This window comes from Paraburkholderia sp. WS6, assembly GCF_030464835.1.
Lineage (GTDB): Bacteria > Pseudomonadota > Gammaproteobacteria > Burkholderiales > Burkholderiaceae > Paraburkholderia > Paraburkholderia madseniana.
In genome coordinates, this window is record NZ_JALQCK010000026.1 from 110144 (window position 1) to 124855 (window position 14712).

The 14712-nt window shown below is 63.2% G+C and carries 9 protein-coding genes; 6 read left to right on the plus strand and 3 right to left on the minus strand.

The features are described 5' to 3' along the window. Positions 1 to 25 precede the first annotated feature (25 nt). Entirely contained in the window at positions 26 to 4282 is a 4257-nt protein-coding gene (locus M0D64_RS27655; protein ID WP_266260045.1) for a translocation/assembly module TamB domain-containing protein, read from the plus strand. Between the two features lie 114 nt (positions 4283 to 4396). Here M0D64_RS27655 and metG read toward each other — a convergent pair whose 3' ends face one another. Then, positions 4397 to 6532, minus strand: a complete 2136-nt coding sequence (gene metG, locus M0D64_RS27660) for a methionine--tRNA ligase (RefSeq protein WP_266260047.1) — start codon at positions 6530 to 6532, stop codon at positions 4397 to 4399. Positions 6533 to 6928: 396 nt separating this feature from the next. Beyond that, positions 6929 to 7582 (minus strand): OmpA family protein, encoded by a 654-nt coding sequence (locus M0D64_RS27665; protein ID WP_154562081.1) that lies wholly within the window; start codon positions 7580 to 7582, stop codon positions 6929 to 6931. A gap of 340 nt (positions 7583 to 7922) precedes the next feature. Here M0D64_RS27665 and apbC point away from each other — a divergent pair, with 340 nt between their 5' ends. The 5 genes from apbC (at position 7923) to M0D64_RS27690 (ending at position 13627) form a co-directional block, all read left to right on the plus strand. Continuing rightward, positions 7923 to 9011 carry an iron-sulfur cluster carrier protein ApbC gene (apbC, locus tag M0D64_RS27670; protein ID WP_171928865.1) on the plus strand — a complete coding sequence of 363 codons (1089 nt, stop codon included), beginning with the start codon at positions 7923 to 7925 and terminating at the stop codon, positions 9009 to 9011. Between the two features lie 131 nt (positions 9012 to 9142). After that, positions 9143 to 9676 (plus strand): superoxide dismutase family protein, encoded by a 534-nt coding sequence (locus M0D64_RS27675; RefSeq protein ID WP_154562077.1) that lies wholly within the window; start codon positions 9143 to 9145, stop codon positions 9674 to 9676. 265 nt (positions 9677 to 9941) lie between these two features. Beyond that, entirely contained in the window at positions 9942 to 10511 is a 570-nt protein-coding gene (gene dcd / locus M0D64_RS27680) for a dCTP deaminase (RefSeq protein WP_012432068.1), read from the plus strand. Between the two features lie 84 nt (positions 10512 to 10595). Further along, a complete protein-coding gene (locus M0D64_RS27685; protein WP_154562075.1) occupies positions 10596 to 12881 on the plus strand; it encodes an arginine/lysine/ornithine decarboxylase in 2286 nt (761 codons plus the stop codon). Between the two features lie 2 nt (positions 12882 to 12883). After that, entirely contained in the window at positions 12884 to 13627 is a 744-nt protein-coding gene (locus M0D64_RS27690; protein WP_266260052.1) for a lysozyme inhibitor LprI family protein, read from the plus strand. An 11-nt stretch (positions 13628 to 13638) separates the two neighbouring features. On the opposite strand, the gene M0D64_RS27695 is transcribed toward M0D64_RS27690, so the two are convergent. Then, a complete protein-coding gene (locus M0D64_RS27695; protein ID WP_266260048.1) occupies positions 13639 to 14565 on the minus strand; it encodes a bestrophin family protein in 927 nt (308 codons plus the stop codon). Positions 14566 to 14712: the final 147 nt, after the last annotated feature.

The following is a 14712-nucleotide window of genomic DNA, read 5'->3' on the forward strand; positions in this document are numbered from 1 at the left end:
AAACCTCCTTTTACATGATCCACGCATGACCACGGACGTTTCCGCCCAACCCCCCGCGCAGCCGCCCGGCGCTCTCCCGCCAGGAGAGCCCGGACAGCAGCCTCCGCCCGATGCGCCGCAGCCCAAGCGCCGTCGCGGGCGGTTGTTGCTGAAAACGCTTGCGTGGATGGTCGCCGTGCTGGTGCTGCTGGTCGCCGTGGTGATCGGCCTGGTGTATGGCGCGCTGACGACTGAGCGTGGGACGGCTTACGCGTGGCAGGCGGCCGTCAAACTGCTGGGTGGCAAGCTGACCGGCACGCTCGAGAGCGGCGCTATCGCCCACGGCGTGCAACTCCGCCAGGTGCGCTGGCGCAGCCTCGACGGCAGCGGCACCGATATCCAGATCGACCGCGTGGCCGGCCGCTGGGAACTGACACACAAGCCTTGGCGCTTCGCGATCGACTATCTGCATGTCGGTACGATCGACGCCCGGGTCGGCTCGTCGTCGTCGAGCAGCAGCGGGCCGCTGAAACTGCCGCAAGACTTGCGCTTGCCGATGCAGCTCGAGGTGCGCGACGTGCAGGTCGACAAACTGCTGTTGCGTGAGGGCGGGTCGACGACCGAGCTGTCCCGTTTCATGTTCCATGGCCGCAGCGATGGCCGACACCACGAGGCCGCGATCGAGCGGCTCGACACGCCGTTCGGCGCCGTGACGGCGACGGCGAAGCTCGATGGGGTGCGGCCGTTTCCGCTGACCGGTGATCTTGGCTATTCGGGCAAGGTCAACAACGAGGCGGTGCAGGTGGGTGGCCATCTGAGCGGTTCGCTGGAGAATCTCATCGCCGAACTCGATGCTAGCGGCATGAAGCTCGCCGGCCATGCGCGAGTCGAGGCCACGCCGTTCGGCGACGTGCCGTTGCAACGTGCCACGTTGACTTTTGATCACGTCAACCCGCAGGCGTTTGCGCCAGGCGCACCGCTGGCGGATCTGGCGGTGCGGGCTGAACTGCAGCCGGTGGGGCAGGCTGCTGCGGGGGTGGCAGCAAAAGCCGCAGCGGGGTTCGCCGTCGCCGGCCATGTCTCGATCGTCAACGCCAAACCCGGTGCGATCGACCAGAACCTGCTACCTGTGATCGATGCCAACGCCGACGTGCGGCTCGACGCGCAGGCGCAGCGTATTTCGAACCTGAAGGTGCGGCTCGAGAAGAGCGCCACGCTCACCGGCGGCGGCGCGCTGACCGGCAAGCGCGGCCAGTTCGATCTGCAGGTCGCCGGACTCGACCTGAACGCGCTCGAAGCGACCGTGCGGCCTACCCAGCTTTCCGGTCCGATCGGCATCCGTCTGAACGACGACGTGCAAAGCCTGACCCTCGATCTCGCCGACCCGAAAGCGGGGTTGCGCGCGCAAGGCAAGGTGACCTTCGATCCCGCACGCATGAGCTTCAACGACGTGCGTGTCACGTCGGGCAAGGGCCGCATCGATCTGTCCGGCGCGCTCAAGCACGACGCGAATTCCACCTACAACCTGAAAGCGCAACTGACTGATTTCGATCCGTTGACGCTGACTTCGCAGATGCCGTCGCGCACGCCGGCGACCCCCACGGCGGGGACCGCGAAGGCGACGAAAGCGCCGCAGGCCACGAAACCGGAGGCGGCCCAGGCGAACGAAGCGGCAGCACTCGCGGGCAGCACCGCCGGCGCGAAAAGCGCGGCGCCCGGCGATAAGGCCGCAGCGGTGGTCAAGAACACGGCCAAGGCGGTGGTGAAGGCTGAAGTCGTTCAGCGCAAAGTGCCGCCCAGGCCGTCCAAAGCGCCGCCCGCACGCAAGATCGAGGCACGCGTGAACGGCACGCTCACGGCAGCCGGCATGCTCGGTCCGGTCTTCAGCACCAAGGCCGAATTCAAACTCGGCCCGAGCGTCTATGACGGCCTGCCGTTGACGGGCGGCGGCGTGGTCCAGTTGTCCGGCTCGCGGATTCTGCCGAGCCGCGCGAATCTCTCGGTGGCGGGCAATCAGGTGGACTTACAGGGCAGCTTCGGTGCGCGCGGCGACAGGCTGCGTTTCCGTGTCGATGCGCCGGAACTTGAACGCCTCGGTTTCGGCCTCGCCGGTCTTATCGCCGCGGATGGCGACGTCACCGGCTCGTTCGCGCATCCGAATGTCGTGCTGAACTACAAGGCAGACAGTGTGGTGTTCAGCAGTAACCGCATCGGCCATGCGGAAGGCCATGCCGAATTGCGCGACGGCGCGAACGGCGCGCTCGTTTTCACGACCGACGCGCGCAATGTCAGCGCCGGCGGCGTCGATCTCACCACGCTTACGGCGCGCCTGTCGGGCACGCGCGCCAACCATACGCTGGAGGCGGCGGCCACCGGCAAATTGCAGGACCGTCCGCTCGATCTGACACTCGCTGCCAACGGCAAATTGACCGAAGCACGCGACGGCACGCGCTGGGATGGCACCGTGACCCGCCTGCAGAATCGCGGCACACCGGCGCTGAATCTCGAGTCGCCGCTCGCCGTGAGTGCCGGACCGAACCACCTGACGCTTGGTGCGACCCGCCTCACGCTCGAAGGCGCGGTGCTGAGCCTGAAATCGTTCGCGTTCGACCACGGCAAGATCCAGTCCGCGGGCACCTTGACCGACATTTCGCTCGTGCGCCTGCAGGATCTGCGGCGGCAAATCACCGGCGAACCGCCAGCCGTCAAAACCGATCTGATGTTCGACGGCGACTGGGACTTCGCGCTCGGCAGCACCGCGAGCGGCCACGTCCAGTTGAAGCGTCGCAGCGGCGACGTCACGGTCGAGATCGGCCGTGGTCTGGCCTCGCTGGGCATCACGGATATGAGCGCGCGCGCCGAATTCAGCGGCGGCAACCGGCTGAATGCGACCGTGCACGCGCAGGCCAGCCGGATCGGTGTGGTCGACGCCGACGCGCACACCACACTCGTAATGCGCGACGGCTTCCTGACTGTCAACGAAGAGGGCGCGGTCAGCGGGAATGTGAATGCGAACGTGCCGTCGTTGAAAACGACCGGCGGCCTGTTCGGCCCGAGCTATCTGCTCGACGGCCACCTCGCGCTGAAACTCGCGCTCGGCGGCACGGTCGCCAAGCCGAACCTGACGGGGTCGCTGCTCGGCGATGGCTTGTCGGCGACGATGGTCGACCAGGGCGTGCAGTTGAAGGACGGCGTGGTGCGCATCGCGCTCTCGCAAAATCTGGTGGACTTCCAGCAGGTCGAGTTTCACGGTGCGAGCGGCACGCTGCGCGCCACCGGCCGTGTGCGCCTGGATGGCGCGCAGCCGGATTTGACCGCGAGCATCGTCGCGGACAAGCTGGAATTGTTTGCGGCGCCGGACCGCAATCTGTCGCTGTCGGGCAGCGCAAGCGTGGCGAACGCCGGGGCAGAGGGCGGCATGGCGATCAACGGCAAATTCGTGGTCGATCACGCGCTGTTCGATATGCCGGAGCAGTCCGCACCGAAGCTTGGCGACGACGTGGTGGTGGTGCGTCCGGACGGCACGGTGGCGGGCGAGCGGCCACCGCCGCAAGTGGCGGGCACCAACAAGCCGATCGGCCCGTTTGCGCCACGCGCCAATATCGACATCAGTCTCGGCAACAGCTTCCGTTTCCGCGGTATGGGCGCGGACCTCGGCCTGACTGGCACGATCACCGCGATGAGCGCGCCGAACCTGCCGTTGCGCGCGGTCGGTAATGTCCGCGTGACGCAGGGCTCGACCTATACCGCGTTCGGCCGCAAGCTCAACATCGAGAATGGCTTCTTTACGTTCAACGGTCCGGTGGCCAATCCGGGCATCAATATCCTGGCCATGCGCCGCAATCAGCAGGTCGAGGCGGGCGTGCAGGTCACGGGCACCGTCCAGTTCCCGGTCGCGAAGCTGGTGTCCGAGCCGAACGTGGCGGATAACGAAAAGCTCTCGTGGCTGCTGTTCGGACACGGCACGGATCAGGGCAACAACCTCGGTCAGCAAAGCACCATGACGACCGCGCTCGCCTTGCTCGGCAGCGCGAGCGGCAAACGGATCGCGCAGACCTTCGGGCTCGACGAGTTCTCGATCGGGCGAAGCGAAGTCGGGCTGACCGATCCGCAAGTGGTGATGGTGTCGAAGGCGATCAACGAGTGGCTCGTGGTGGGCTACGAGCAGGGTCTGCAGTCGGCGAGCAATGCGATCAAGGCGACGGTGAACCTCACACGCTATTGGTCGGTCGCGGCATATGGCGGCACGTTCGACGGCATAGAACTGCTGTACACGCGGCGCTTCGATCGGGTCCGGTGGTGATGAGGGCGACGGCGGTGACCGTGTTTTGAGCAGGGCCACGACACAAAAGAAAACGGCACGCCTTTTAAAGCGTGCCGTTTTTGCTGATGCCTGCAGCGTTTGACGCCGCGAGTTTTACTTCACGCGCATGCCCGGCTTCGCACCGCTGTCCGGCTCGAGGACGTAGAGGCCCGGCTCGGCTTTCTCGTCGGTGGCCGAAGCCGCCAGCACCATCCCTTCGGACAGGCCGAACTTCATCTTGCGTGGCGCGAGGTTCGCGACCATCACCGTTAGCTTGCCGACAAGTTGCTCCGGTTGATAGGCCGACTTGATGCCCGAGAACACGTTGCGCGTCTTCTCTTCACCGACGTCGAGCGTGAGTTGCAGCAGCTTGTCCGAGCCTTCCACCGCCTTGCAGTCGACGATCTTCGCGATGCGCAGATCGATCTTGGCGAAGTCGTCGATCGAGATGATGTCAGGCGTTTCATCCTTCTCTGCGGCGGCTGCTTTCACTGCCTTCGACTTGGCCTTGGCATCCGCCGGCGCCGCGGCTTCCGGCGTGGCTTGCAGCGAATCGCGATTCGCTGCGATGAGCGCCTCGATCTGCTTCGGATCGACGCGCGTCATCAGATGCTTGTACGCGTTGATCGGGCGCGTGGAGGAGAGCGGCACGTTCGCGTCGGCCCACACCAGCGGTTCGATGGCGAGGAAAGCTTCGACCGCTTCCGCCAGCTTCGGCAGCACCGGCTTGAGGGCCAGCGACAGCAGACGGAATGCCTCGATGCTCACGCTGCAGGTTTCGTGCAACGCGACTGCATTCGCCGGGTCTTTTGCCTGATCCCACGGCTTGGCGGTGTCGACGTACGCATTGACCGCGTCGGCCAGTTCCATGGTCTGACGCAGCGCGCGGTTGTACTCGCGCGCCTCATAGTTCGCGGCGATTTGCGGCACGGCGGTGCGCAGCGTGGCGAGCAACGGGTGCTGCATGGCGCTGTCTTGCACGCGGCCGTCGAAACGCTTGATCAGGAAACCGGCGGCGCGGCTCGCGATGTTCACGTACTTGCCGACCAGATCGCTGTTCACGCGCGCCTGGAAGTCGTCGAGGTTCAGGTCGAGGTCTTCCATCGTGCTGTTCAGCTTGGCGGCGAAGTAATAGCGCAGCCACTCCGGATTCAGGCCCGTGTCGATCACGCTTTGCGCGGTGATGAACGTGCCGCGCGACTTCGACATCTTTGCGCCGTCCACGGTCAGGAAGCCGTGTGCGAACACGTTGGTCGGCGTGCGGTGGCCCGAAAATTCGAGCATGGCCGGCCAGAAGAGCGTGTGGAAATACAGAATGTCTTTACCGATGAAGTGGTACTGCTCGGCGGTCGAGCCCTTGCGAATCCACGCGTCGAAGTCGAGGCCGCGTTTTTCAGCGAGGTTCTTGAAGCTCGCGTAATAGCCGACCGGCGCATCCAGCCAGACGTAGAAATATTTGCCCGGTGCGCCCGGAATTTCGAAGCCGAAATACGGTGCGTCGCGCGAAATATCCCAGTCGGCGAGCTTGGCTTCGCCGGCGTCGCCGAGCCATTCGCGCATCTTGTTGGTGGCTTCCGGCTGTGCCAGACCGCCCACCCACGCGCGCAGGAAATTCTCGCAGCGCGGATCGGACAGGCGGAAGAAGTAGTGCGTCGAGGTCTTACGAATCGGCGTGGCGCCCGAGACGACCGAATACGGATTGATCAGATCGGTCGGCAGATAGGTCGAACCGCACACTTCGCAGCTGTCGCCGTATTGATCTTTCGCGCCGCACTTCGGGCATTCGCCCTTGATGAAGCGGTCCGGCAGGAACATTTCCTTGACGGGGTCGTATGCCTGTTCGATGTCACGCGCTTCGATCAGGCCGGCTTCCTTGAGCGCCAGATAGACCGATTCGCTCAGCACGCGATTCTCTTCGGAATCGGTCGTGTAGTAATTGTCGAACGAAATCCCGAAGCTGTCGAAATCGCGCTTGTGTTCCTGCCAGACGCGGTCGATCAGTTGCTTCGGCGTCAGACCTTCCTTTTCCGCGCGCAGCATGACCGGTGTGCCGTGTGTGTCGTCGGCGCCCACGTAGTAGACCTCGTGCCCGTGCATTCGCAACGTCCGGACCCAGATGTCCGTCTGGATATATTCAACCAGATGGCCAATATGGATTTGCCCGTTCGCATACGGAAGGGCCGACGTGACGAGAACCTGGCGACGGCCTGACGGCGCGCCTGCGGAGAGATCGGTTGCGGGTGCTGACATAAGGATGGTGGGAGCCTGCGGTGGGACGAAACGTTGATTCTAGCAGGGCGGACGCCCGGCGCGGGCTGGGCCGCCTGGGTCGCGGCCAGGGCAGGACGGTGTGTCCCCCAGGGAGATTTCCTGCGGAGCGAAAACCGAGCGCCCAAAAAAAACCGGGGCTATTAACCCCGGAGCAACAACGACAAGAGGAGAATGGTGACGCGGCGGCTTCGCCAGCCACGTACCGTAAAGACAGACCGCGGATTTTCGGCAGAGTTCGAAATTTTTTTCGTTCTCGCGCGAGATTTTGTTTCCCCCGCTTTTTACGGCTTGCCGGACGCCGCTGGCTAAGGTGGCAAGAGCCAGTGGCAAGAACCACCCGGCGCCCGATTGCTTCTCCCTCTTCAGGCTGTGCCGTTATTGCGTGGCGTGCTGAGCCGTAGCGCGCAGATAGATTTCCACGCGACGGTTTGCGGCACGGCCGGCTTCGGTGTTGTTGTCAGCGACCGGCTGGTTCTGGCCCATGCCGCTTGCCGACAGGCGTTGCGGCGCGACGCCGCGTTGCCCCAGATAACCCGTCACGCTTTCAGCGCGGTTGACCGACAGCGTCTGGTTGTAAGCCGGCTGACCCGTGCTATCCGTGTAGCCGATTACCTGGGCGATCAGTTCCGGATTCTGCTGCATGGTCTGCGTCAACTGATCCAGCACCGGCGCGAACGACGGCTTGACCGCGTAGCTGTTGGTATCGAACGTGACCGAGCTCGGGATGTTCAGCTTGAGCGAGCCGTCCGGCTGCTCGGTGATCTGCGTGCCGGTGCCCTTGGTGGCGCCCGACAGCTTGTTGTGAATGGCTTGCCAGTTGTAGCCGGTGATACCGCCCACCGCTGCGCCGGCGCCCGCGCCGATCGCCGCGCCCTTGCCACCGCCGAAGATCGCGCCGATCGCCGCGCCGGTGGCGGCGCCCACGCCCGTGCCGACGGCGGTGTCCGTACCTTGTTGGCTTGCACAGCCTGCCAGCAACGAACCTGCAACGGCGAAAACAGCCAGGCGAGTCATGATTTTTGCATTCATTTTTTGATTCCTCTTGAGTGAAGCGAGTAAAGCGGGTGGAAGCGATCAATCTATCCGTCGAACGTGACGGCCGTAAAGCGCGTTACTCGACAATATGAGAATCCTGCGTCTTCCCTGTTCCCGGTCCGACAGTGGAGAAGGGTCTTCCGGCAAGGCTTGGCGTCAGCCACTACAATGATGAATGAAGTACGCAGCGATGCGACCCCATGGCGTTCCGCCTGCCCGAAGGGTGCACGGCGTGCCTGGTTTTAGCAATGCTGTCTAACAATTTTTTTCAAATTCTGGCGCGTGGCGAAGACTTGGGTTCCACCGCGCCGCAAGTGTTCCCCACGGAGTGTCAATGAGTATCGATCGGGCTTTGGTCGACGCTGCCCTCGCGGCCGTCACTGACCCCAACACGGGCAAGCCCTACGCGGCTGCCAAAAACGTTAAGAACGTGGCCGTGGAGGGTGACACGGTCAGCCTCGAGGTGGTACTCGGCTATCCGGCCAAACGGCAATTTGAAGCGATCCGCACGCAATTCGCCGAGGCACTGCGAGCCGTTCCCGGCGTGGCAAGCGCACGCGTCGAGGTGTCCCAGCAAATCGCCGCGCATACCGTGCAGCGCGGCGTCAAACTCTTGCCGAACGTTAAAAACATCGTCGCGGTGGCGTCGGGCAAGGGCGGGGTCGGCAAGAGCACCACCGCCGTGAACCTCGCACTGGCACTGGCGAGCGAAGGCGCGTCAGTCGGCATCCTCGATGCGGACATCTACGGACCGTCGCTGCCGATGATGCTCGGGATTGTCGGCCGCCCGGAATCGCCCGACGAAAAGTCGATGAATCCGATGACCGGCCATGGCTTGCAGGCCAACTCGATCGGCTTTCTGATTGAGCAGGACAATCCGATGGTGTGGCGCGGCCCGATGGCCACTTCAGCGCTCGAACAACTGCTGCGGCAGACCAACTGGCAAGATCTCGATTACCTGATCGTCGACATGCCGCCGGGCACCGGCGACATTCAGCTGACCTTGTCGCAGCGCGTGCCGGTGACGGGCGCCGTGATCGTCACGACGCCGCAGGACATCGCGCTGCTCGACGCGAAGAAGGGTCTCAAGATGTTCGAGAAGGTCGGCATTCCGATTCTCGGCATCGTCGAGAATATGGGTATGCATATCTGCTCGAATTGCGGCCACGAAGAGCATATCTTCGGAGCGGGCGGCGGCGAGCGGATGGGCAAGGAATACGGCGTCGACGTGCTCGGCAGCCTGCCGCTCGACATCGCCATCCGTGAGCAGGCCGACTCCGGCAGACCCACCGTCGTGGCCGACCCGCAAGGGCGTATTGCGGAGATCTACCGGTCGATCGCGCGCAAGGTTGCGATCCATATCGCCGAGCGGGCGCGCGACATGACCTCGAAGTTTCCCAGCATCGTTGTCCAGAACACCTGACTAGCCGTTCGGACAAGGGGTTAAAGCGGGGCCAAGTCGCCAATTTGCGTCTGGTCTCGCGGTATCATGTCGACTTCACAAGTTCGGCTCGGCGGCCGCAGGGGCGGCCACCAGGCCGGCAAGAGGATCGCATGGGAAAACGAATCGACGGGCAGGCGGTGCATGCGTTCATCGTCCTGGCTGCCAGCAGTGTGCTGTTATGCGGCTGTAGCACGTTCCTGAGACCACAGGAAAAGCGTGCCGACGCGCAGTTGCTGCCCACCGTGGGCAATCAGGCACGCGGTCTCGTCACGTTCATCGAGCGTTCGGACGGTGTGCAGGTCACCTACAATCTCACGGGCTTGCCGCCCGATAGCGATCACGCGTTGCAAGTGCATGAGCGCGGCGACTGCAATGCCGCTGACGGCTCCAGCGCCGGCCAGGTGTTCTCGCCGGCAGCCGAGCGTCTGAAAGCCGGTGCCCGGGTCGAAGGCGATCTCGGCAACATCCACGCGGACGCGAACGGCGTGGCCACCGGCTTCATCGTTGCGCCGGACGTGTCGCTTGACGGTATCCGCTCGGTGTTGCAACGCGCGGTCCTGTTGCATCACGACGCGACCGACCCTTACGCGTATCCGCAGCATGGCGCGGGCCCCGCGCTCGCATGCGGGTTGATTCGCCAGTGAGGGCAACGCAGGCGGCGTGCCTCGTGCGCCACAAGCGTTTAGCCGTTGAATGGCCTCGCGGCAAGCCTTTCGGGGGCGCGCGAATTGATCTCAGGCCCTCCCTGCAGCAGCATTCTCCTGATCGCGTAAAATAAGCGCCTTTCGTTGGGGGCGCGTAGCCGGGAGCGCCCAGCCGGGGGCATCTAGCCCGGGGCGCCCAGCCCGGAACTCACCCCGGATCGTTACCCGTCACACATCTGTCACTCAAGTCGAGCAGCGTTCACCTATGACTATCAAATCCGACAAGTGGATCCGGCGCATGGCCGCGTCGCACAACATGATCGAGCCGTTTGCGCCGGATCAGGTCCGCGTCTCCGAAGACGGCCGGAAGATTGTCAGCTACGGCACCTCGAGCTACGGCTACGACATCCGCTGCGCCGACGAATTCAAGATCTTTACCAATATCAACTCGACCATCGTCGATCCGAAGAACTTTGACGAGAAGTCGTTTGTCGACTTCAAGGGCGATGTCTGCATCATCCCGCCGAATTCGTTCGCGCTGGCTCGCACCGTCGAATATTTCCGCATTCCGCGCAGCGTCCTGACCGTGTGTCTGGGCAAATCCACGTATGCGCGTTGCGGGATCATCGTGAACGTGACGCCGTTCGAGCCGGAATGGGAAGGACACGTCACGCTCGAATTCTCGAATACGACACCTTTGCCTGCGAAAATTTACGCGAACGAAGGCGTCGCCCAGGTGCTGTTTTTCGAAAGCGACGAAATTTGTGAGACGTCGTACGCGGATCGCGGCGGCAAATATCAAGGTCAGCACGGCGTCACGTTGCCCAAGACGTGACGTCGGCAGCGTACTGACCCACCAGCTATTCGGGTGACCGCTGCTTAGTCAAATGCAGCGGTCGTTCTTTTTGGAGAATCGCCCATGAAGTTTCGTTTTCCCGTCGTCATCATCGACGAAGATTTTCGCTCCGAGAACATCTCGGGTTCCGGCATCCGGGCTTTGGCCGAAGCTATCGAGAAAGAAGGCGCGGAAGTGCTCGGGCTGACGAGCTACGGCGACCTGACTTCGTTCGCGCAGCAGTCGAGCCGCGCATCGTGCTTCATCCTCTCGATCGACGACGACGAGTTGCTGCCGTACGTCGACAACGTGGTGGTGGAAGGCGAGACGCCGGAACTGGCGGCCGCGATCATCGCGCTGCGCGCGTTCGTGACCGAAGTACGCCGCCGCAACGCCGATATTCCGATCTTCCTGTACGGCGAAACGCGCACCTCGCGCCACTTGCCGAACGACATCCTGCGCGAACTGCACGGCTTCATCCACATGTTCGAGGACACGCCGGAGTTCGTCGCGCGCCACATCATCCGCGAGACCAAGGTGTACCTGGATTCGCTCGCGCCGCCGTTCTTCAAGGAACTGGTGCAGTACGCGGACGAAGGCTCGTATTCATGGCATTGCCCGGGGCACTCGGGCGGCGTCGCGTTTCTGAAGAGCCCGCTCGGCCAGATGTTCCACCAGTTCTTCGGCGAAAACATGCTGCGCGCCGACGTGTGTAATGCCGTCGACGAACTCGGTCAGTTGCTCGATCACACCGGTCCGATTGCCGCCTCCGAGCGCAATGCGGCGCGCATCTTCAGCGCAGACCACGTGTTCTTCGTGACCAACGGCACCTCGACCTCGAACAAGATCGTCTGGCACGGCACGGTTGCGCCGGGCGATATCGTGCTGGTGGACCGCAATTGCCACAAGTCGATCCTGCACGCGATCACGATGACCGGCGCGATTCCGGTGTTCCTCACGCCGACGCGCAATAACTTCGGCATCATCGGCCCGATTCCGCGCAGCGAATTCGAGCCGGAAAACATTCGCAAGAAGATCCTGGCGAATCCGTTCGCCCGCGAAGCCTTGGCCAAGAATCCGGACCTGAAGCCGCGCATCCTGACCATCACGCAGAGCACCTATGACGGCGTGATCTACAACGTCGAGATGATCAAGGAAATGCTCGGCGACTGGCTCGATACGCTGCACTTCGACGAAGCCTGGCTGCCGCATGCCGAGTTCCACGAGTTCTATCAGGACATGCACGCGATCGGCGCCGGCCGTCCGCGCATCGGCGCACTGGTGTTCGCCACGCACTCCACGCACAAGCTGCTGGCCGGTATTTCGCAGGCTTCGCAGATCGTCGTGCAGGATTCGAAGAACAGCCGCTTCGACAAGCATCGCTTCAACGAAGCGTATCTGATGCACACGTCGACCAGCCCGCAGTACGCGATCATCGCCTCGTGCGACGTGGCGGCGGCCATGATGGAAGCGCCGGGCGGCACGGCTCTGGTTGAAGAGTCGATTGCCGAAGCTTTGGATTTCCGCCGCGCGATGAGCAAGGTCGACGCCGAATACGGCGACGACTGGTTCTTCAAGGTGTGGGGCCCGGAGACGTTCGCGGAAGAAGGCATCGGCTCGCGCGAAGACTGGATGCTGCGCCCGAACGACGCATGGCACGGTTTCGGCCCGCTCGCCGAAGGTTTCAACATGCTGGACCCGATCAAGGCGACCATCGTCACGCCAGGTCTGGATATGGACGGCGGCTTCGGCGAGTCCGGCATTCCGGCTGCGATCGTCACGAAGTATCTGGCCGAGCACGGCATCATCGTCGAAAAGACCGGCTTGTATTCGTTCTTCATCATGTTCACGATCGGCATCACCAAGGGCCGCTGGAACTCGATGGTGACTGAGTTGCAGCAGTTCAAGGACGACTACGACAACAACCAGCCGCTGTGGCGCGTGCTGCCCGAATTCGTCTCGCATCATCCGATGTACGAGCGTGTCGGTCTGCGCGATCTGTGCGAGCAGATCCACAGCGTGTATCGCGCGAACGACATTGCGCGCCTGACGACCGAGATGTACCTGTCGAGCATGGAACCGGCAATGAAGCCGTCGGATGCGTTTGCCAAGCTCGCGCACCGCGAGATCGACCGGGTACCGATCGACGAACTGGAAGGCCGTGTCACGTCGATCCTGTTGACGCCGTATCCGCCGGGTATTCCGCTGCTGATTCCGGGCGAGCGCTTCAACAAGACCATCGTCAACTATCTGCGTTTCGCGCGCGAGTTCAACGAGCGCTTCCCGGGTTTCCACACGGATATCCACGGGCTTGTCGGCGAAACCATCAACGGGCGCATCGAATACTTCGTCGATTGCGTGCGCGCCTGACGATGTGGGTGGTGAAGTCCCTGCTGGGCGCTGATGGCAGGCGGCGCGCGTTTGGCGCGCTGGCCCTGACGTCGGCGCTGTCGGTGGCCGCACTCGGCATTGCGCCGCTTCAGGCGCATGCCGAAGTCGCCGCTGCCGACCCGATCGACGCGTCGATGCGCACCTGTCTTGCGCGCAGTGACATGTCGTCGACGGCGGGGCAGGTGCAGTGCATGGACACCGCGCGAATCGGCTGGAAGGCCGCGTTGGACGGCGCGTGGCAGCAGCTTCAGGTGAAGTTGCCGCCGGCGCAACGCAAACCATGGGAAAAGAGCCAGGCAAGCTGGCTGGCCTCGCGCGATGTCGAGAAGCAGTTGCTGGCGGCCGTGTTCGCGACGACGCATGGCTCGATGTATGTGCTGGCCGAAGCCGATATGCAATTACAGCCGGTGCGAGACCGCGCGCTTGCGCTGCGCAGCGCCTTGGCCAGGACCAGCGCCGGCGGCGGGGACCCACCGCGCCCTCCGCGCGCCTGTACCGCGGACGCGCAATGCGAACACGCGATGTTCGATCTGAACCGCTATTACCGCCGCTTGCAATCGAAGATGCCGACGCGCTCGCGTCCGACGCTTGCGCGCGCCCAAAAGGCCTGGACCGCGTATCTCAACGCCGCCACGCCGGTGATCGACGAAGGCAGCCGTATCGATATCATCGGTGCGCGGGTGGCGACGCTCAAGCGCTTGTCGGAGACGGTCGGCAACGACTGAGTGTTCGCGGCTTACGTGACCAGGTAGGCTTCGGCTTGCGACGAGGGCCGCGCAAGTGCCGGCTCCCCTAGCAGGTCGCGCATGGCGTCTTCGATACCGAGCGACATTGTTTCGAGCGCGAGGTCGTTGTCGTCGGTACCGAAGGGCTCTTCGATCTGCGAGGCGATCGCTTCGTGCGCCATGAAGGTGTACGCGACGAACACTGCGAAGACCGGCGTGAAGATGCCGATGCTGTCGACCAGTCCGAACGGCAAGGACGCGCAGAAGAAATACACCGTGCGGTGAATCATCACTGAGTAAGCGAAGGCCAGCGGCGTCGACACGATGCGCTCGCAACCGCCGATCACATCCGACAGGCCATTCAGGTTCCGATCGAAAGCGAGCACCGCCATCGGATCGATCGCGCCTGTTTGTGCGTGGCGCTGCACCCATTCGCCGAGAAACAGCAGCAGTGTTGCCGGTTTGTAGCGCGACGCTATGACGCGGTCGAAAAGCGCTTTGGGCAGGCGTGCTGCGAGATCTTCACGCGGGTCGCTATTGCGGAGCTGGTGACGCAGGGCATGGGGGAGGGCGCTGAGGGCGGCGACGAACTCCTTGATGTCGTCCTTCGGCAACTGTTTATTTTGCAGCGTGAGGGCTTGGCGGGTGAGCGAGCGGGACTCGTTCAGCAACTGGCCCCAGAGCTTGCGGGCTTCCCACCAGCGGTCGTAGCTGGCATTGTTCCGGAAGCCTAGAAAGACCGCCAACGCTATGCCTATCAGGGAAAATGGGGCGGTGGTATTGAGATTGAGCGAGACCGGCAGCAGGTGGTCGTGGGCGGCTACCGCGACGATCGCGATGCAGAAAATCAGGAATAGCCTCGGCAGCAGTTGCGGGAGGACGGAGCCTCTCCAGGCAAGCAGCATGCGGAACCAATGGAGGTGGGGGCGGATGATCATCGCAGCGGGTTTTTGCCTTCGGCGGGTGGGGTTCTATTATCGCTAAAGGTGTTGGACCATGGTTTTTTTTGCCTTTGGCGGCGGCATTGTCAGTGTTCTTAGGGCTTTGGCCTTTCCTTGAATTGTTAGTGGTCTATTAGTGTTGCC

Coding starts and splice junctions, on each gene's coding strand:
- M0D64_RS27655 (WP_266260045.1), top strand. CDS start 26: ATGACCACGGACGTTTCCGCCCAACCCCCCGCGCAGCCGCCCGGCGCT.
- M0D64_RS27685 (WP_154562075.1), top strand. CDS start 10,596: ATGAAGTTTCGTTTTCCCGTCGTCATCATCGACGAAGATTTTCGCTCC.
- M0D64_RS27665 (WP_154562081.1), bottom strand. CDS start 7,582: ATGAATGCAAAAATCATGACTCGCCTGGCTGTTTTCGCCGTTGCAGGT.
- M0D64_RS27675 (WP_154562077.1), top strand. CDS start 9,143: ATGGGAAAACGAATCGACGGGCAGGCGGTGCATGCGTTCATCGTCCTG.
- M0D64_RS27695 (WP_266260048.1), bottom strand. CDS start 14,565: ATGATCATCCGCCCCCACCTCCATTGGTTCCGCATGCTGCTTGCCTGG.
- metG (WP_266260047.1), bottom strand. CDS start 6,532: ATGTCAGCACCCGCAACCGATCTCTCCGCAGGCGCGCCGTCAGGCCGT.
- M0D64_RS27690 (WP_266260052.1), top strand. CDS start 12,884: ATGTGGGTGGTGAAGTCCCTGCTGGGCGCTGATGGCAGGCGGCGCGCG.
- dcd (WP_012432068.1), top strand. CDS start 9,942: ATGACTATCAAATCCGACAAGTGGATCCGGCGCATGGCCGCGTCGCAC.
- apbC (WP_171928865.1), top strand. CDS start 7,923: ATGAGTATCGATCGGGCTTTGGTCGACGCTGCCCTCGCGGCCGTCACT.